General features: G+C 40.3%; 15 protein-coding genes. 11 read left to right on the top strand and 4 right to left on the bottom strand.

From position 1 onward, the window contains the following. Window positions 1-5 precede the first annotated feature (5 nt). Genes XYLOR_RS06185 through XYLOR_RS06170 form a run of 4 tightly spaced genes read right to left on the bottom strand, consistent with a single transcriptional unit; the run spans window position 6 to window position 3,457 of the window. Window positions 6-755, bottom strand: a complete 750-nt coding sequence (locus tag XYLOR_RS06185) for a shikimate dehydrogenase family protein (RefSeq protein WP_036877830.1) — start codon at window positions 753-755, stop codon at window positions 6-8. An 18-nt stretch (window positions 756-773) separates the two neighbouring features. Continuing rightward, window positions 774-1,508, bottom strand: a complete 735-nt coding sequence (ubiE, locus tag XYLOR_RS06180; protein ID WP_036877828.1) for a bifunctional demethylmenaquinone methyltransferase/2-methoxy-6-polyprenyl-1,4-benzoquinol methylase UbiE — start codon at window positions 1,506-1,508, stop codon at window positions 774-776. After that, the gene (locus XYLOR_RS06175) at window positions 1,501-2,454 is read right to left on the bottom strand and encodes a phosphoribosylaminoimidazolesuccinocarboxamide synthase (protein ID WP_036877827.1); all 954 of its coding nucleotides are present in this window, start codon (window positions 2,452-2,454) and stop codon (window positions 1,501-1,503) included. Before XYLOR_RS06175 ends, ubiE begins: the two co-directional genes overlap by 8 nt. A 28-nt stretch (window positions 2,455-2,482) precedes the next feature. Next, window positions 2,483-3,457, bottom strand: coding sequence for a PhoH family protein (locus tag XYLOR_RS06170; protein ID WP_036877826.1), 975 nt, complete (start codon window positions 3,455-3,457; stop codon window positions 2,483-2,485). 99 nt (window positions 3,458-3,556) lie between these two features. Between XYLOR_RS06170 and XYLOR_RS06165 the strand changes: the two genes are divergently transcribed. From XYLOR_RS06165 to XYLOR_RS06115, 11 genes are all read left to right on the top strand, one after another. After that, window positions 3,557-4,384 carry a DUF5715 family protein gene (locus XYLOR_RS06165; RefSeq protein ID WP_036877825.1) on the top strand — a complete coding sequence of 276 codons (828 nt, stop codon included), beginning with the start codon at window positions 3,557-3,559 and terminating at the stop codon, window positions 4,382-4,384. A 90-nt stretch (window positions 4,385-4,474) separates the two neighbouring features. After that, a complete protein-coding gene (locus XYLOR_RS06160; RefSeq protein ID WP_036877824.1) occupies window positions 4,475-6,424 on the top strand; it encodes an ATP-binding cassette domain-containing protein in 1,950 nt (649 codons plus the stop codon). A 20-nt stretch (window positions 6,425-6,444) separates the two neighbouring features. Continuing rightward, on the top strand, window positions 6,445-8,487 hold the full coding sequence (locus XYLOR_RS14190; RefSeq protein ID WP_036877823.1) for a M13 family metallopeptidase: 2,043 nt from the start codon (window positions 6,445-6,447) through the stop codon (window positions 8,485-8,487). Window positions 8,488-8,661: 174 nt separating this feature from the next. Then, entirely contained in the window at window positions 8,662-9,597 is a 936-nt protein-coding gene (locus XYLOR_RS06150; RefSeq protein ID WP_036877821.1) for a zinc ribbon domain-containing protein, read from the top strand. A 2-nt stretch (window positions 9,598-9,599) separates the two neighbouring features. After that, on the top strand, window positions 9,600-12,545 hold the full coding sequence (locus XYLOR_RS06145; RefSeq protein WP_036877819.1) for a serine/threonine protein kinase: 2,946 nt from the start codon (window positions 9,600-9,602) through the stop codon (window positions 12,543-12,545). After that, window positions 12,545-15,889 (top strand): AAA family ATPase, encoded by a 3,345-nt coding sequence (locus tag XYLOR_RS06140; RefSeq protein ID WP_036877818.1) that lies wholly within the window; start codon window positions 12,545-12,547, stop codon window positions 15,887-15,889. Before XYLOR_RS06145 ends, XYLOR_RS06140 begins: the two co-directional genes overlap by 1 nt. After that, the gene (locus tag XYLOR_RS06135) at window positions 15,873-16,448 is read left to right on the top strand and encodes a double zinc ribbon and FHA domain-containing protein (protein WP_036877817.1); all 576 of its coding nucleotides are present in this window, start codon (window positions 15,873-15,875) and stop codon (window positions 16,446-16,448) included. The genes XYLOR_RS06140 and XYLOR_RS06135 overlap by 17 nt, the downstream gene beginning before the upstream one ends. Then, window positions 16,445-17,215: a PP2C family protein-serine/threonine phosphatase gene (locus XYLOR_RS06130; RefSeq protein ID WP_036877816.1), complete on the top strand. Its 771-nt coding sequence runs from the start codon at window positions 16,445-16,447 to the stop codon at window positions 17,213-17,215. The genes XYLOR_RS06135 and XYLOR_RS06130 overlap by 4 nt, the downstream gene beginning before the upstream one ends. 35 nt (window positions 17,216-17,250) lie before the next feature. After that, window positions 17,251-18,168 (top strand): homoserine O-acetyltransferase MetA, encoded by a 918-nt coding sequence (metA, locus tag XYLOR_RS06125; protein WP_036877815.1) that lies wholly within the window; start codon window positions 17,251-17,253, stop codon window positions 18,166-18,168. After that, window positions 18,168-19,988: a peptidase U32 family protein gene (locus XYLOR_RS06120; RefSeq protein ID WP_036880809.1), complete on the top strand. Its 1,821-nt coding sequence runs from the start codon at window positions 18,168-18,170 to the stop codon at window positions 19,986-19,988. Before metA ends, XYLOR_RS06120 begins: the two co-directional genes overlap by 1 nt. Further along, a complete protein-coding gene (locus XYLOR_RS06115; RefSeq protein WP_036877813.1) occupies window positions 19,972-20,964 on the top strand; it encodes a hypothetical protein in 993 nt (330 codons plus the stop codon). Before XYLOR_RS06120 ends, XYLOR_RS06115 begins: the two co-directional genes overlap by 17 nt. Window positions 20,965-20,966: the final 2 nt, after the last annotated feature.

The following is a 20,966-nucleotide window of genomic DNA, read 5'->3' as shown; positions in this document are numbered from 1 at the left end:
TTATTTTATTCCATATCGTTCCAAAATTCCCAGCTAGCGAAAGCTTGTAGTAGGAGCATCTCTAGCCCATTTTTAGTAGTAGCACCTCTTTCAGCTCCTTTTTTCATAAATAGAGTCTCGTCAGGATTATAAATAAGGTCATAAAGAATTGTTTTGTTATCCATAGCCTCGTATGGTAATAGCGGACACTCTTCTGAGTGCGGATACATACCTACTGGAGTACAGTTTACGATTACATTATATTCCTTTATCAATTGAGGCGTAACGTCGCTATACAGTATGCACTCCTCATTTTTTCTGTTTCTGCTTACATATAGAGTTTCTAGTCCTAGTGATTTTAGACCATAGTTTATAGCCTTTGATGCACCTCCTGTACCTAGAATAAGAGCTTTCTTATGGAATTTCTCAAGAATGGGTCCGATACTTTTGGTGAATCCTATTACATCAGAGTTGAATCCCTTAAGAATTACCTTGTCTGTCTTTTTTAATACACGAATTACGTTTACAGCGCCTATAACCCTTGCCTCTGGACTAATATAATCCAGATAAGATATGACCTTCTCCTTATAAGGAATTGTTACATTAAGACCTTTTAGGTTCGGGTTAGAGTCAAGTATTTCAGGCAAAGCATCAATACTTGGAATTTCAAAGTTTTCATACTTAGCATCAATACCTTCATTTTCAAACTTTTCGTTAAAGTAACTTATCGAAAAGGAATGACCTAGCGGAAATCCTATCAAACCATATTTGTCCATAATCGTGTGATTGTTATTTTATTTTGTAGCGAAATACATTGTGCATACACCAAACGTCAGCCTTTCAAACTTAGCCTCTCTAAATCCAGCTCTTTTCAGGACTGCTACCATAGTTTCACCCTGTGGGAAAGCCTCTATTGTATCAGTAAGATAATTGTAGGCATTGGTATCCTTTGATATCAGTCGCCCTACAATAGGCAATACAGTATGGGAATATATTTTGAAGAGTTGTTTCATTGGAAATGAAACCGGCTCGGTCAGTTCCACTATACTTATTTGTCCGCCTTCCTTTAGTACACGGTGCATCTCTTTTAGTCCTTTGTCAAGATTCGGAAAATTTCGTATTCCAAAAGCAGATGTCACGGCATCAAAAGTTGAGTCTTCAAAAGTAAGGTTCATACAGTCTTCCTTTTTGAATGATATGACATCATCCATTTCTGCTTTTTTTACTTTGCCCTTCCCTATGTTCATCATACCCTCGCTTATGTCAGCTCCAATTAACGACTTTGGCTTAAGCATTTTTGCTGCCATTATGGCAAAGTCACCCGTACCAGTAGCCACATCTAGAATACATTGTGGCTTAGCTGAAGCCAGCTGTCTTATAGCTTTACGTCTCCATCCTTTATCGATATTCCATGAAAGTCTATGGTTCAGTAAATCGTACGAGTGGGCAATCTGGTCGAACATAAGTTCTACTTGTTTACCCTTCTCTTCCTTTTCACTATAAGGTTTTATCTTTTCTTGCTTATACATTACGTTTTTTTAGTTCTTCAGTAACGTTCTTTTCGATACGTGCAGCAATATTCTCCTTATCTTGAACTTTATTAAATTTCTCTCCAGTTATACGTTCATATAGTTCTATATATCTTTCACTTACGCTGTTGACATATTCATCAGTCATCTCTGGGACTGTCTGTCCAGGTTCGTTCATGAAGTCGTTTTCTATAAGCCATTGGCGTACAAATTCCTTTGATAATTGTTTTTGAGGTTCTCCCTTTTCGAATTTTTCTTCATATCCGTCAGCATAGAAATAACGGCTGCTGTCAGGAGTATGAATTTCATCAATAAGATAAACTTTACCGTCACGTTTCCCAAATTCATATTTTGTGTCCACAAGTATTAGTCCGCGACTGGCTGCAATCTCCTGTCCACGGGCGAAAATTTTACGTGTATAATCTTCCATTATATTGTAATCTTCTTTACTTACTATACCTTGTTTGATAATTTCTTCCTTTGAAATATTCAAGTCGTGGCCTTCGTCTGCTTTAGTAGTAGGAGTAATTATAGGTTCAGGGAAACGCTGATTTTCACGCATACCGTTAGGCAACTTTACACCGCAAAGTTCCCTACATCCGTTCTTATATTCGCGCCAAGCACTTCCGGTAAGGATAGATCGTATTATCATTTCAACTCGAAAACCTTCACATTTTAGACCGATAGTAACCATTGGATCAGGAGTTGATAACTTCCAGTTTGGACAGATGTCTGTAGTTTTATCCAAAAATTTTGCAGCAATTTGGTTAAGCACCTGACCTTTGAAAGGAATACCTTTCGGAAGTATTACATCAAAAGCCGAAATACGGTCAGTGGCCACCATAACGATTACATCATCGTTAATGTTATACACATCACGAACTTTTCCGTGATAAACACTCTTTTGTCCATCAAAGTGGAACTCAGTCTTTGTTAAAGCTTTCATTTTTAATATTTGGTTTTAAATTTTCCTGTTATTTATTATCATCCTTTTCGTCTGATTTTATTTCAGCCTTGCTATCAAACTTTTCATAAGCGTTTACGATTCGCGAAACGAGTTTATGTCTTACGATATCTTTCTTCTTCATTTCGATGAACTCAATACCTTCTATTCCCCTAAGTATCTGAATAGACTCTACTAATCCACTCTTTTGACCTCTTGGCAAGTCAATCTGTGTCATGTCACCAGTAATAATCATCTTAGTATTCCATCCCATGCGTGTAAGGAACATTCTTATTTGCGCAGGTGTCGTGTTCTGTGCCTCGTCCAAAATAACAACAGCATCACTCAACGTACGCCCCCTCATAAAAGCGAGAGGAGCTATCTGTATGATATGCTTCTCAATCATGTCCTGAAGCTTTACAGCCGGGATCATATCTTCCAAAGCATCATATAGCGGTTGTAGATACGGGTCTATCTTATCTTTCATATCGCCAGGCAGAAACCCCAGCTTCTCACCGGCTTCAACTGCTGGCCTACTAAGTATTATTTTCTTTGTAGTCTTCTCTTTTAGCGCTTTCACAGCCATAGCAATGCTGAGATACGTTTTACCTGTGCCTGCAGGTCCCACAGCAAAAATCATGTCATTTCTTTCGAAAGCGTCAATCAATTTCTGTTGGTTTTCACCACGACCTTTTATAGGTTTTCCCGTTACGCTGTATACCAGAACTCCCTTAACGGAATCCTGTTTGGTCTTTTCTCCCTTTGTAATCGATATGATGTCTTCTTCGTCTAAAGAATTATATTTCAATACATGCTTTCGCATATTCTCAATATCCTCTTCAAACGCAGCCATCTGCTCCTCATCGCCCAAGACACGTATTACGTTATCTCTGGCTGCAATTCTCAATTTAGGGAATAACGCCTTTATTATCTGCAAATGAGAATTGTTTACCCCATAGAAAACAACGGGGTCGATATCTTCCAAAACGATATGCTTCTCTGTCAATGTTTTTAAATTCTTAAAAATTTGCTGCAAAATTACAAAAAACTTTTTATATCTCAACCAATTACGCTATCTTTGTAGCTTAAAAACACGAAATTTTCAATGAAGATTACAAAAAATAGATATTTAGAGGGTTTTGGGATCGTTGTAATATTATTGGCGCTAGTGCGTTGCGTATATCCATCTATTGCGGAAGACCACAATGAAAAGTTGTTGAAAACAGCGCCATCCAATAGTACAAATGTCTCAGAAAAAGTAGATTCTGTAGTAATGTCAAAAGAAGCAAGCGAAGCTGTTGATGCTGACGACTCTATGAGTATGAAATTCTCTCCATTTTTTGATAAGAGCGGTAAACCGATTAAAAACAGAATATATAGCGTACCAAATTTTGGGAAGGCATTTCCAGATCAAAATGATGTACAGTTGGCTGTGGCAATGAAGTATGGTGTGCAACCGGTTCAAAACCGTGGCGAAGCTGAAAATAGAAAACGTGAACTAGTCTTCATCGGTTGCAATCCTTACTTTTATGTAGATCATCTGCACAATAGTATTCCGTATCTTGTACCTCGTGCATCTGTACTTCTTCAGGAGATCGGTCGCACTTTTTTCGATAGCCTTCAGATGAAGGGCGTTCCATTGCATAAGATAATCATAACAAGTGTGATGCGCACAAAGGATGACGTCGCTAAATTAAGATACCATAATGGTAATGCAACTCAGAATAGTTGTCACCTTTATGGTACAACATTCGATCTTTGTTACAACAGGTATAAGACTGTAGAAGACCCAAATGGCCCAAAACGCCGCCAGGTAAGGAATGATACTTTGAAATGGGTGTTGAGCGAAGTTCTAAACGACATGCGTAAACAAAATAGATGTTTCATTAAATATGAAGTTCATCAAGGTTGTTTTCATATAACAGTTAAATAATAAGAAACCATTAATACTTATTATTTTGCATATTTTTTGTATTTGAAATAAAAAAGTCATATCTTTGCACTTTGATAATTTTTAAGGTAAATGATATCAGTAGAAGGACTTAAAGTAGAATTCGGTATAAAACCGTTGTTTAGTGATGTAAGTTATGTGGTCAATGATAGGGATCGCATTGCTTTGGTAGGAAAGAACGGAGCAGGCAAATCCACCATGCTTAAGATAATATGCGGTATGCAGAAACCCACAGCAGGTGTAGTTGCGATACCTCAAGATACAACCATAGGCTATCTTCCTCAGGTTATGATACTTCAGGACGATACTACTGTTAGGGAAGAAGCCCGTAAAGCCTTCAATGACAATACGACGCTTAAGGAACGTCTTGATAAGATGAATCAGCAACTGGCTGAGCGTACCGACTATGAAAGTGATGATTATTTGGAGCTCGTTCAGAAGTTTACAAATGATCACGAACGTTATATGATGATGGGAGCCGAAAATTATGAAGCTGAAATAGAGCGTACTCTTATCGGATTAGGTTTTGAACGAACAGATTTCGATCGTCCTACTAGTGAATTCAGTGGTGGATGGCGTATGCGTATTGAATTGGCCAAAATACTTCTACGTAAACCGGATGTGCTCCTTCTTGATGAGCCTACCAATCACCTTGATATTGAGAGTATACAGTGGCTGGAACAGTTTCTGTCCAACAATGCTAAAGCAGTATTGCTTGTAAGTCACGACCGTGCTTTTATTAATAATGTGAGCAACCGTACTCTTGAGATATCATGTGGCAAGGTCGTTGATTATAAGGTGAAGTATAATGATTACATCAATTTGCGTGCTGAGCGACGCGAGCAGCAGATGCGAGCCTATGAGAATCAGCAAAAGGAAATTGCAGATATTAAAGATTTTATAGAGCGCTTCCGCTATAAAGCTACTAAAGCTGTGCAGGTGCAGAGCCGTATTAAGCAACTGGCCAAAATTGTACCTATAGAGATAGATGACGTAGATACATCCGCCATGCACCTAAAGTTTCCCTCCTGCTTACGCAGTGGCGATTACCCTGTTATATGTGATGATGTACGTAAGGCCTATGGCCCACATACAATATTCGAACATGTGAACCTCACAATTAAGAGAGGTGAGAAAGTTGCTTTCGTAGGAAAAAATGGAGAAGGCAAGTCAACGCTTGTGAAGTGTATAATGAGTCAGATACCTTATACAGGTAAACTCAAGATTGGGCATAACATACAGATTGGATATTTTGCACAGAATCAGGCTCAGATGCTTGACGAGAACCTCACAGTTTTTGAGACTATCGACAATGTTGCCAAAGGTGAAGTGCGACTTAAAATAAAATCTATATTAGGAGCCTTTATGTTTGGTGGTGAAGCTTCTGACAAAAAAGTCAAGGTTTTAAGTGGTGGTGAACGTAGCCGTCTGGCTATGATAAAGCTACTACTTGAACCGGTAAACCTACTTATTCTTGATGAACCAACTAATCACCTTGATATGCCATCAAAGGATGTGCTTAAAGAAGCCATTAAAGCATTTGATGGAACAGCTATTGTCGTAAGTCACGATCGAGAATTCCTTGACGGTCTTGTAAGTAAGGTATATGAATTTGGATGTGGAAAAGTGAAAGAACATATAGGTGGTATATACGATTTTCTACGCGACAAGAATATAAGTTCACTCAACCAGTTGAATACGGCAAAGACCAATACAGAGTCTCAAAAGATAGTCTCAATTATGGAACCTTTAAAGCCCTCAGAAAATAGTAGATTGAGTTATACTGACCACAAAGAACAACAAAAAAAACTTCATAAACTTGAAAAGACGGTGAAAGATTCAGAGCAGAAAATAGAAAATATTGAGAAACGTTTAAAGGAACTCAATGCTGTACTTTGCTCACCTAAAAATGCAAGTAACATGGAACTTATAAACGAATATTCCACCATTAAGAAATCTTTGGATGAAGAAACTGAAAAGTGGGAAAAAGCCTCTGAAAAACTAGAAAAGTTCGATAACTAAGAATTTAATTAGATATAATTATGAAAATGAAGAAATTAATTCCTATTATGGCCTTTGCATCAGTCGCCATTACAGTTGGTGCACAGACCCCATTGAAGTCAGGCATTGATCTGTCTAATATGGATTTGACAATGAAGCCTGGGACCGACTTCTATCAGTATGCCTGTGGTGGCTGGATGAAAAAAAATCCTCTGCCTGCAGCTTATGCACGTTTTGGTAGCTTTGATCAACTTCAGCAGAACAATAGCAAGCGAATCAATTCTATATTGACAGAGTTGCAGAAAGGTTCTTTTGCCAATGGTACGATAGAACAGAAATTGGGCGATTTCTATAAATTAGCTATGGATTCAGTACGCCGTAACAAAGAAGGCGTAGCTCCTGTAATGCCTCTTATTAGAGATATAGAGAAAGCTAAGACTATAGCACAGTTAGAAGCCATCCAGTTAAAGTATGAACCATATGGTGGTATTGGTGATGTTGTTCCAGCGTCATTCGATGCAGACCAGAAGAATGCCTCTATGAATATTCTTAATATATATCAAGGTGGTATCACACTTGGTGAAAAAGAATATTATCTAGACAATGATTCTGCTACAGCAGGTATACGTGAGGCGTATAAAAAACATATTGTTACAATGTTCCGCCTGTTTGGATTCTCTGATAAAGTTGCACAGCAGAAGATGGTAGACATCATGAATATAGAGACATCACTTGCTAAAGTAATGAAATCAAATACAGAACTTCGTGATGTTGAGGCCAACTATCATAAAATAAAATATTCAGAGTTTAGTAGCAAATATCCGCATATTCAGATTGATAAACTTATGCAGGCTCTTGGCGTTAAAGCCGCAGACTATCAGACATTAGTTATCGGCCAGCCTGAGTTCCTTGCGGGTGCAGACAAGATAATTGCAGCCTTTACACCTGACCAGAAAAAAGCCTATATGGAATGGGATGTTATTAACAGTTCTGCATCATATCTGAGCGATAAAGTTTCAGCGGGCCACTTCGATTTCTTCGGCAAGACAATGCAAGGTAGAAAAGAAGACTATCCACGTTGGAAAAAATCGACCAGTCAGGTTGAAAGCAAGATGGGTGAAGCATTGGGACGTATCTACGTAAAGCGTTATTTCCCTGCTACATCCAAAGCGCGTATGGAGCAGTTGGTGAAGAATTTGCAGGTATCACTTGGCGAGCGCATTCAGGCACAGACATGGATGAGTGACACGACAAAGGCTGCTGCATTAGATAAACTTCACAGCTTCTATGTTAAGATTGGTTATCCTAATAAATGGAAAGATCTTAGTAAACTTACTATAAATCCATCTAAGTCATATTATGCCAACGTGCTTGAGTGCAACAAATTCCTTACGGAATGGTATATTAGTCATAAGGCAGGAAAACCAACCGATAAAGATGAATGGTTAATGACACCGCAAACAGTCAACGCATATTATAATCCTACAACTAATGAGATTTGTTTCCCTGCAGGTATTCTTCAACCACCTTTCTTTGACCCATCAGCCGATGATGCTTTCAACTATGGAGCAATTGGTGTAGTTATAGGTCATGAAATGACTCATGGATTCGATGATCAAGGTCGTCATTATGACAAAAAGGGTAATATGACAGACTGGTGGACAGCATCAGATGCAAAGAACTTCGATAGTCGTACAGGCAAATATGCAGATTTCTTCTCTGCTATCAAAGTATTGCCTGACCTGAATTCTAATGGTAAACTCACATTAGGTGAGAATTTGGCTGACCATGGAGGCCTTGAAGTATCTTTCAATGCATATAAGAATGCGACGAAAAATGCTCCACTCAAGGACTTTGATGGACTTACTCCAGACCAGCGTTTCTTCTTGGCTTATGCAGGAGTATGGGCTAGTAATATCACAGAAAAGGAAATACGCAATCGGGTAAAGAGCGACCCCCACTCATTGGGGATGTGGCGCGTAAATGGAGCTCTTCCTCATATTGAAGCTTGGTATAAAGCTTTTAATATTAACGAAGCAGACAAGATGTTTATACCTATAGACAAACGTCTTTCACTTTGGTAAATAAAGTTCTTAAACGCTATAAAAACCGCCGTAAATGTAAATTTATGGCGGTTTTTTTTTGTTATTATACTTTTTTTTATATCTTTGCGATAAAATAATATGTGTCGACTTGATGTCCTAAATTAAATCAACACATTATATTATAATGTTAATTACCAGTTAATAGATTTTACTATGCTGAGTGACTTTGAAAATACTAAAGAAGACCAGATAACAGAACAGGAGACGTTGCTGAACAAATATGCGGAATTACATCAGGATGAGGGGGTGCAGAAACCATCGTTCCCCAGCCAACTACAACAGGTTGGGAAATTCATATGTCCTAAATGTGGTTCACTTAACGAGTCGGAAGCTGATTTCTGTGCTTCATGCGGAGAGTCATTGCATGCCTCTGTATGTCCTAACTGTGGCGCAAAGATAGACCCTTCTGTTGATTTCTGTGAGAAGTGCCATCATTATATAAAGAATGATATTTGTTCTTTTTGTGGCGCGCATTTGTCTGGAGATGAAGCCTATTGTCCTGAGTGCGGTTCGCCACGTGGTGGCATTGTATGTCCACAATGTCATACACTCAATGAGTTCGCATTCTGTAAGAAGTGTGGCATGGCATTAACAGAAGAGGCAAAAGCAATGGTTGCTGAACTTCATAACAATAAGGATTTTATCGCTCTTAGTAAGGTAGCAAGCCAGTATATTCAGTTGGATAATAGTTTACCCTACGAAAATGCTAAAGATAAAGAACTAAGTGATCAAAGCGAAGAGTTTCGTAGACATGTACTTACTCTACTTGCTAACGACAATGGTATAGAAGATCCTAAAATTCCTGTTAATAATAAAGAGAGCAAGAGTTTAGACGAGATTCTGCACGAAAAAGAGAAACTTATGATTAGACTTGCATCGCTTTTTGAGACGATGAAAGTTCCGCCTACAGATTCAGCTGTTAGTGCTCGTAACTACGCCATGGCTTGCAAACCGGTTGATTTGCGTCTTGGATGGATATGCAATTACAAACATGCAGTCCATGCAGGTCCATCTGGTTGTGCTAAGCCGCAGATGGGCGGAAAGTGGATAATCTTAGGAAGTAATCAAAATACAAAAGACGACAAATAACAATGGATGACAAAACCATAATCACAAACGACCATAAACAAGCTACACTTATAGTTGAGCCACCTTCTGACGATATAACAGCTAAGACAGGTTTGCTTAACCATACAGAAGTGGGTAGTTATGACATTGTGCTTAAAGGCAAAAGTTATCATAACATTAAATGTCTTTCCAGTTCATCTGGCGAGGCTCAGATATATCTCGTGGTATATGGAGAAAATGAGTATGTTCTCAAACTATATTATCCCAATTGTAAATTAAACAAGCAGGTTTCAAAAGTAATCTATAACATAAATTTTGAAATGATTACTAATGTCATTGATTTTGGTTATACATTTGTGGATGGCAATAAACGTGACTACGAATTGATGGAATATCTCCATGGGGGAACTCTTGCCGATTATAAGTTGAATCATAACATAAAGAATTTTAGAAGCATCGCATTGCAGTGTGCTGCAGCCCTTCATTATTGTCATTTGCGCAGAATAATACACAAAGATATTAAGCCTTCCAACTTTTTCTTTCGTGATGACGAACATACCCAAGTCGTGTTGGGCGATTTTGGTATATCATTATTTTTCACATTAGAGAGTGAAGGCGTTATTCGTACCACTCAGGCACGCACACCTACATATGCTGCTCCAGAGATGTATACCAATGTGATTGATGGTGAAGTTGAAATAACCCCGGCCGTAGACTTCTATTCGTTGGGAATGACGCTCTTTGCCTTATGGTTGGGTAATGAAATACATTCTCCCGATGAACGTAAGATGATGCAGCAGAAAAGCGAAGGTCATCTGCCACGTATCAACGAACTGCCTGAACGTGTGAAAATACTTATACAGGGTCTTACTACAGTTAATTCTTCCACAAGATGGGGGTATGACGAAGTTGAACGTTGGTTTAAGGGTGAGCAGGTTGACGTAGACATATCTTCACCATTTCTAAAATATAAGAATTTCATTGTCGACCCGGAACGCAATCTTATGGCTTCTAATCCAAAAGAATTGGCTCAGTTGCTTTTCGAAAACAGGCGCCTTGCAATAACATATCTGTACAATCACAAGATATCACAGTGGCTTGAGAGTTGTGGAAATGAGAAGATAGCCTTAAAGGTAGAAAACATAGTAAACGATCTCTATCATGTAGATACAAAAGCAGGACTAATAGCATGCATCTATTCTATAGATGAATCCTTCCCTTATATTGATGTTAATGGCAATAATTGCACCGATATACATCAAATTAGTATGGCGTTGCTTAATAATGTAGATAAGTATTCTTTGCTGTTGTCAGATTTCAAAGACCCACTTTTTCTATATCTTGAGTCGCATACCGATTGTGATATAGATCGTCTAAGGGCATTGTTCGGTAAGAAGGGTATAGACCGTCATGTTGCTATCATGAGTCTTGTATACGAGATAGACAGTGATATTCCTTTCTTGTCAAAGTATCCATCGTCAACTCTTAAAGATATTACATATGCTTTTGGTCATTTCGATTGCACTGAGGATGATTGGCGTAGTCTTTGTGATGGGCGTCTTTTGTCGTGGATGTATTGCCATTCGGACCGTATGGCTACCGAATCGATAAGGATACTTACCGAGAACCGTCAATATACACATTCGTTTGCTTATAAGATATTATACAACATAGACCGTGATGCTGCTTTTGATTTACGTGATGCACGCTCACCCGAAGAGGTTGGTGAACTGATGAATATCAAATTGCAGGAGTGCCAGAACCTTTCAAAAAAAGAATTTGCTAGCGAACTCTTTGATTATGTAGATCCAGACGGTCGTCTTGCATATTACGCACAGATGCATGGTTGGTACGATTATGTTTCAGAAGGTATAAAATGTTTTAATCTTGAGTCGGAAGAAAATCGTAACCGCATGGGGGCATACGATATTCAGACAGCCTCTTACCGTTTTTGTCGTATACTCGGTGTAATCCCAAAATATAAGTTGGATGAGTTGAATGTGCTTAGTGATGGTCACAATGTCTCTAAAAACTATATGAATAGTGTTCGTCATGAGATACGCAGTGGTAATTTCAGTCAGTGGCTGGCAATCTTCTATCATGAAGACCCGTTTGCCGATTTCTCAGAGGCATATAGTTATGAACGTACTCTTGAAAAATGGATATTACTCTTGGGTGAATTTGATATAAACCAGAAGTACTATCGTAGATACGTTACTGCGAGAAAAGAGACAGACGAACAGACCGAATCAGCTCGCCAATTGTGGGCTCATGCTTCTAACAAAGAGATTATATGGAGTTACACGTTTTATTGCCTGTGCATATTATGGTTGGTATTTGTAATATTTGTTGGTATAACTCCAGACGGTCGCAGATATTTGATGAACCATACCGTATTCAGCATAGGTGTACCTCTAGGTCTTTGTTCTGCCCTTATATGTGCTGTCCATTCCTATTTTAATGGGTATGGCTTTACTATTGGTACAGGCATATCCTTGTTAGGTTTTGGCACCGCAGCTATTCCTATAATGATACTTCGAGAAGTTTATAAAGGTATACCGTCATTGTTCATTTTAACGATAGTCATCATAACCATTATATATGCATACATATGTTATGTTACTAATTTCCGTCATAATTCCGACGAAGATAAACAGGCTATAAACCAAGTCCTTGATGATGATATTAAGTCCACTCTTCTAGAGCCTCTTTATTTCACTTTCCGCACCAATTCGTATAAGTATAAAGGAAGTAAGTTTGCTATGCTTCAGGACGTCAGTGATCATATCCGTAGCATGGCAGGAGAATCAGTTATCCACTATATGTGTTGGAGTCTGATGATAGCAGTTTTTGTGATAGATTTCATAATATACAGTCCTCATTTTGGTAATACAGTCAATCCAAAGTTGCCTACATGGCGTGTCGACTATCAAGAAGTGTTGCAAAAGTTAAAACATGATGTAGAATAATGAAATGTGAGCATTGTCATAAACAAAACCGCAAGGAGGCAAAATTCTGCAAATGGTGCGGAAAACCCCTTGTTCAGTCCAATATCCTTGATAGGTTGGTTGGACTAAGCGATGTTAAGGACAAGCTCAAGACAATTGTTGACTCATACACATATTTACGTTCACGCAAAGATGTAGCTAATGTCCATATTGGTATCAACTCAATCATTGTCGGTGAAACAGGTACAGGCAAGACCCTTCTTGCAGAAGTAATAAGCGATTACTTCTATCAGCATAAAATTATTGATAAAAACAAGTTTATCAGAGTTGATGCAGTAGACTATAACCGTTTTGTAGACCATTGGGACGAGAATGTGAAGAAAGTTCGTGGTGGAATACTCTTTTTTGATAATGTTCAGAAACTTTTGCCATATAAATATTCCAATCAGGTAAATCCACTTGACAAGCTCTTCGTCGAAATGGACCACTGGAATGACAGTCCTATTGTTATAATGGCTGGTCTGTCAAAAGGACTAGATGAGTTTCTTGAAAGCAATCCTGCAGTAACTAATCGGTTTAATTATCGTTTTGAACTGCCCGAACCTAGTTATCAGGATCTCAACGACATATGTCGTAGCAAGTTGCGTACCAAGTATGATATAACCAATTTCACAGATGAAGCCTCCGAACAGTTACTTAAGTATTTCCGTTATCAGGTGAAGATAAAGGATGAGTCGTTTGGTAATGGACATTTGGCTAGTAAAGTGGCCGAAGACATCTTCACGTCATTTATCGGTCATGATCCGTATACAACCACTGTAGAACGTGAAGACATACGCGGTTATGTGCCTGAAGAGCGTACTCTTGATGAGATACTTACAGACCTTGACAAGTTTGTAGGCATGGACGAGATAAAGAAAGTCGTAAAAGAAGTCGCTTACACCGTCAAGAACAACCTTCAGCTAAATGAGCGTGGAATAGATGTAAACCACAAGATGGGATTGCACGCCGTTCTCACAGGTAATCCCGGTACAGGTAAAACATCCATAGCCCGAAAACTTGGCGAGATATTAGCTTCGATAGGTTATCTAGACAGCGGTCATGTTGTGGAGGTAGACCGTGCACATATGGTAAGCCAGTATCAGGGCGAGACACCCAAATTGGTTGATAAACTATGTGATAAAGCTATGGGTGGCATTCTCTTTATAGACGAGGCATATACCCTTGCACCTGTATCCAATACAGGCGAACGTGATATACAGGGTGAACAGGCGCTTGAAAAACTCATGAAGCGTATGGAAGATGATCGCGGAAAGTTTGTGGTAATCGCCGCAGGTTACCGTACCCAAATGGAAAATCTCTTCCGCATCAATCCTGGTTTCCGCAGTCGCTTCAATTATTTCCTGAATATAGAAGATTATACTGCCGACCAATTATACCAAATACTTCTGAGTTTCGTAAAATCGAAGAAGTATATCATGTCTGATGAGGCAGAACTTATAACACAAAAGTGCATCCAATCCATGTACGACTTACGAGATAAGAACTTCGCCAATGGCCGTAGCATGCGACAACTGTTCGAGAAAATATGCCGTGCTCAGGCAGAACGTCTTCAGCGTGGTGATATATCCTCTATGAGCGATCGGCAACTTACTACTATCCTTCCTGAAGATATTCCATACGAGGCACCCAAGGTAGCTGATTATAACAAGTGTCTGGAAAAACTCAAAGGTATGGTAGGGCTCAAATCTGTCAAAAATGAGATAACTAATCTTGTATCATATCTCAATCTTCAAATTAAACGTGGCGAGAGTCATACTTTCCAGGGGAAACATTACATATTCACCGGCAATCCAGGTACGGGCAAGACTACCGTAGCTCGAATAATGGCTGATGTATTTAAGACACTTGGCGTCCTTTCTCGCGGTCATCTGATAGAAGCCGATCGCAGCAAACTTGTTGCCGGCTATTCTGGTCAGACGGCCATAAAGACCAATAATCTTATTGACAGCGCCATGGGTGGTGTACTTTTTATAGATGAGGCTTATACTCTGGTCCAGGGTGATAATGACAGTTTTGGTGCAGAAGCTATAGATACGCTCCTAAAGCGTCTTGAGGATGATCGTGGCAAGTTCATATGTATCATTGCCGGTTATACAGATCTGATGAAAAAGTTCATCGATACAAACCCAGGACTGAAGAGTCGTTTCACAAATACACTCCATTTCGACGATTATACGCCTGACGAACTCACACAGATATTTGTCAATATGGCTCATGCGCGAAAGTTTGTCATATCCGATGAGGTACAACAGGCTATACATCGCAATTTTGAAGAGATATTTCTTCGTAAAGACAAAAATTTCGGCAATGCTCGCGAAGCCCGTCACCTATTTGATGAGGCCATAGAGCATCAGAGCAAACGCCTTGTCGAACAGATCAATGACGAAAGCCTTAGTGAAGATGAGATGTATCGCATTACAATAGATGATATATCCATTGATGATAGTGCTACTGTACGCCCTCTTGATGAAGTGCTCGCAGATATTGATAAGCTCATAGGTATGCGTAATGTCAAGAATTCGATACGTCGTCTCGCCGTACAGAGTATGTTCATGAAGCAACGCAACGAATCAGGTGTAGGCAAAGTACAGCAGTTGTCTATGAATTTTATCCTTACAGGTAATCCCGGTACAGGTAAGACCACGATAGCTCGAAAGATGGGTGAAGTGCTTCATAGTATGAACATACTTTCCACCTCGCGTGTGATAGAAGTAAACCGCAGCAAACTTGTAGGCAAGTATATGGGCGAAACACCTAAGATAGTCAACGATGTATGTGACTGCGCAATGGGTGGCATCCTTTTTATTGATGAAGCTTACACTCTTAGTGACAGTCGCGATGCATACGGTAAGGAAGCCATAGACACACTTATGAAACGTATGGAAGACGACCGTGGTAAGTTTGTTGTCATAGCAGCAGGTTACAAAGAGAATATGGACGACTTTTTATCCACTAATCCTGGATTAGCCAGTAGGTTTACCCACCGTCTGCATATAGACGATTACAACGAAGATGAATTACTTCAGATATATAAGAAGATGGCAGACGATCAGGACTATCATCTTGACCCCCAGGCCGAGTTCAAACTTATGCATGTCATCGACGAGATACTCGTGTTAAAAGACAATGCTTCGTTCGGTAATGCCCGTGCTATGCGTAACCTTCTCAACGCCACTATACAACAACTGTCTATACGTGTATCAAAAATGCCTGTAGACAGCCGTACCCCAGAGATATACCAGACCATAATGTCTGAAGATTTAATAATAGGAAAGAAAGGAAGCGATGATAATATGTCCTAATTGCAAAGAGGAAATAGATGAAGACTCACATTATTGCGATCAGTGTGGGCAGGCTTTGCTATATTGCGTGCAGTGTGGCAGGGTTGGACTTGGTCGGCGCTGTACATATTGTGGTGGTATGATGTATACACTCGACGAGGTTATGAGTAGGAAATCCAAAGATTCCAGCCTCACAAATACGTTTAATTCGTTTACGGCTTCGATAGCCGCTTCCAGAAGAGGTAGCATAGAATTGCCAGAGCAGTATAAAGTACCAGGAGTTCCACAACTCACTCTATATAATGGAAATTTAAACATCCGAATAATCGGTCAGAATGGAGCTGTCATCGGTCGCCGTCAGGGTATATACCAGAAGATATTCGAGAGTAATAAATATGTTTCTAGCGTTCATGCCCAGTTGATGTATTCCAACGATACCGGTTGGTGCATAATCGACAAGCATTCATCCAATGGCACGATGGTCAATCAGCATAAACTACAGCCTGATGTAGCCATGTCTATAAAGAATGGTGATATCGTGACTATAGCTAATATCAACCTGCAAGTCAGTGTGATATGAAAGAAACAAATCAGAATGTTATGTTAAATTTGGAAATAGATGCGGCCAGTAGAGTAGGACTGGTTAGAAAAAACAATGAAGATATGATACTCGTTGGTGACCGCTTGGTCCGCAATGAGACTTATCAGACCTGTGCGAACATCTCAGACAGTCATATGTACATTATCGCACTTGCCGATGGCATAGGCGGTCACAAAGCCGGTGAGAAGGCTAGTGAGATAGTACTCGATAGTCTACGCCATAAGTTTAGTATGCCGTGGGGATATCTTGACGCCTGTCGTTTCAATGAGGCCGCCTACTATTGGCTTGACCATGTATCACGATATATAGCTTATCACAGCAAAGCCGAACCGATTTATTCGGGAATGGGCACTACTCTGGTAGGTTTTGCAGTCAACTATAATGATTTATATTGGGTCAATTGTGGTGACAGTCGCATATACCTATATCGCAACAACAAACTTACCCAGTTGTCTACCGATCATTCGCTAAACAATATTTTAGGGAATACCAGTCATAACGGTATTATAGTGAATTGTATAGGTGGAGGTTGCGACACATCCTATTTGGATTTGGTCGAATTTCACAAGTCAGTGAGTCATGGCGACACTTATATGTTATGCTCAGACGGTCTCACAGACATGTTGAGTGATGAGGATATATCCCATTATCTTCTGGATGGAGCCACAGCCGATCAGCTATGTCAGTATGCAGAAGATGCCGGAGGATACGACAATGTATCGGTATGTTTAGTAACAGTATTATAGTCATATAAAAAGATAAAAAGATAAAGGAATAAAAGATGCCATTAAGATTACCAGACAGATTACCTGCGATAGAGATTCTCAAAGGCGAGAATATCTTCGTTATGGACAATTCAAGGGCGACAACACAGGATATCCGCCCACTTAAGATTGTTATACTCAATCTTATGCCACTAAAGATAACAACAGAGACAGACCTAATACGTCTGCTCTCAAATACACCTCTTCAGCTCGAAATCAGTTTTATGAAACTGAAAAGTCACACGCCCAAAAATACACCTATAGAACATATGATGATGTTCTATAAAGACTTTGAGCTGATGAGAAATGAGAAGTTTGACGGCATGATAATAACAGGAGCCCCGGTAGAAGACTTGGATTTTGAGAAAGTCTCTTATTGGAAAGAGCTCACCGGCATATTCGATTGGGCCAGAACTCATGTCACAAGTACTCTATATATATGTTGGGCAGCTCAGGCCGGATTGTATTATCATCATCACATCCCCAAATACCATCTCCCAAAGAAGATGTTTGGTGTGTTTCGTCAGTATCCTCTCGAACCACAATTACCTATTTTCAGAGGTTTCGACGATTACTTTAATATGCCGCACAGTCGTCATACAGAGACACACAAAGATGATGTGTTGAAATGTCCCGACTTGCAACTCATAGCTGAATCACCAGAGTGTGGTGTTAGCATGATTATGGAGCGTGGCGGTCGAGAGATATATGTCACCGGTCATCTCGAATATGCTGCTAATACTCTTAATACAGAATATAGACGTGATCTTGGTAAACGCGACGATGTTGAAATACCTCTGCATTATTTCCGCGATGACAATCCTGCAAACGAACCAATGGTTACATGGCGCGCACACGCCAACCTGCTTTACAGCAACTGGATCAACTACTATGTATATCAGGAGACACCATACGATATCAATACGATCGAATGATGAGACAACTTGAATTACTTTCGCCCGCAAAGAATCTGGAGTGCGGCATTGCTGCCATCGATAATGGAGCCGACGCCGTATATATCGGCGCACAGCATTTTGGTGCCCGTTCTGCTGCAGGCAATAGCATTGATGATATCCGTCAACTGGTTGAGTATGCTCATCCGTATCACTGCAAGGTGTACGTTACTGTCAACACCATACTCTACGACGACGAGCTCGATGCCACCCGCGAACTTATCACCCAATTATACGATATAGGTGTAGATGCTATCCTTGTGCAGGATATGAGTATACTCCGTATGGATCTGCCACCGATAGCCCTTCATGCCAGTACACAGACCGACAACCGTACTGCTCAGAAGGTGAAATGGCTCCGTAGCATTGGCTTCAGTCGTGCCGTACTGGCTCGCGAACTTTCTGTAGATGAGATAGCAGCCATACATCACGCCGTTCCAGATATGCCACTCGAGGTCTTCGTCCACGGTGCTCTATGTGTCAGTTATTCCGGCCTGTGTTATGCATCACAATACTGTTTCAACCGTAGTGCTAACAGAGGCGAATGTGCACAGTTCTGTCGTCTTAAATTCGATCTTACTGATGCAGATGGGCGTGAGATACAACATGAGCGCCATCTGCTTTCTCTTAAAGATATGGCCCAGATAGATAACCTTGAAGCACTTATACAAGCTGGTGCTACATCATTTAAGATAGAAGGTCGTCTTAAAGATTCTGATTATGTTAAGAATGTTACAGCAGCCTATAGTCAGCGCCTTGACGAAATAATATCACGTCATCCTGACCAGTACTGCCGTGCCTCTATAGGTAAAGTAGAATATACTTTCACGCCTAATATCAACAAGACATTCAATAGAGGTTACACTACATATTTCCTCAACGGTCGCCAGCCCGACATTGCATCCTTCGATACCCCGAAGGCTACCGGTGAATACGTAGGAACAGTCAAGGAAATACGCGGACATACATTCACTGTAGCAGGATTATCCAATTTTGCTAATGGTGACGGATTGTGTTATTTTAACGACCATCGTGAACTAGAGGGCTTCAGAGTAAATAAGGTCGAAAACAACCGTCTCTTCCCACTCAAGATGCCAAGTGACCTTCGCCCGGGTACACGCCTGTACCGTAATAATGATATAGAGTTTCAGCGACTTCTATCCAGACCTAGCGCGTCGCGTCGCATACCGGTTAGAATGACCATAAGCGAAGTGTCCGAAGGTTTCTCACTGCAAGTCACCGACTCCACAGGTCAGCGCGTCGTGCACACCATGCAGATGGAAAAACAGGAAGCTGTGAAACCTCAGAAAGAAAATATTGTTCGCTGTCTCACCAAGTTGGGCAACACACCATATATATGCGATACCGTAAATTTCGAACCTGAAGAGTTCAACTGGTTCATACCTGCCGCCCAACTCACCCAGCTGCGCCGTGAAACAATGCAACAGTTTACCTCTCAAAACAGTTATGAACCGGTTGCTGTACACAGTCAGCCGTTGTCTCCCGAACCATATCCATATCCATGGCTGTACAACATATCCAACAAGCCTTCAGCAGAATTCTACCGCCTTCAAGGAGTGCCAGATGCTGCACAATCATTCGAGCAGCAACAGCCCGACACTCCACTTATCATGCAGTGCCGCCACTGTCTACGCTATTCACTTGGCTATTGTGTAAGGTATGGAGGCGAAAAACCAACATGGAGTGAGCCACTTATGCTCTCATTGCCTGATGGCAGGCACTTTCGTCTTGAGTTTGACTGTAAAAACTGTAAAATGAACATATATGCGGAAAACCGTTAATTGTATAACAATAATGATATTGGCGCTGCTTGTCAGCTCCTGTTATTATAAGAACGAATCGGATACTCCTGACGCGTGGAATCTCACCGAACAGGAGCTCGATTCTATTTCGTTCTCTACTTCTCATCACTATACCCGCAACTATAATTTTGTAGTCAAGGCCGATTCCATGCCGCTAATAGTGCAGCAGCCCGAAGAAGCCATCAACAGTCTGAAGACCGACAGTGTAGAAGTTTATCGCCACGACCGACTGGTAGTGGCCGACATCCGAATGCTGCCCGACGATAAGACCGACAGCGTCTGGGTTCAACTTGCTCGTGATCAGAGCACCATTGGATGGATTCACGAGAGCAAACTCCTCCCGTCAGTAGTTCCCGACGACCCTATCTCACAGTTTATTGATACATTCTCCAATATTCATCTTATCTTATTCATGATAATTATCAGTCTTATGGCTGCTGCATATCTGATACGCCGAATATTGAGGAAAGGAGCCAAAATAGTGCATTTTAATGATATACCATCATTCTATCCCACATTGCTCACCGTGATAGTGTCGAGCAGTGCCGCTTTCTATGCCAGTATACAGTTGTTTGCACCCGAGACGTGGCGTCATTTCTATTACCATCCCACGTTGAATCCATTCACCGTACCACTTATATTATCAATATTCCTGATATCGGCATGGGCAATGATAATAGTAGCTATAGCGTCAGCCGAGGATGCCATCAAAAATTTACGCTTCTACGATGCCATAGTATATCTCAGTGGATTGGCAGGCATGTGTGCGATAGATTATATCGTATTCAGTATAAGTACCTTATATTATGTAGGCTACATATTTCTTGCAGCTTATATTTTCTTTGCCCTATGGCGTTATTATTATTATGCCCGTTATCCTTATGTTTGTGGCAATTGTGGGGTCAGCATCAGGCGCAAAGGTATCTGTCCGCACTGCGGTGCAATGAATGAATGAAA

It is taken from the genome of Xylanibacter oryzae DSM 17970 (assembly GCF_000585355.1).
Classification (GTDB): Bacteria; Bacteroidota; Bacteroidia; order Bacteroidales; family Bacteroidaceae; genus Prevotella; species Prevotella oryzae.
Note: the sequence above shows the minus strand (reverse complement) of the source record. Positions and strands in the feature narration are given on the sequence as shown.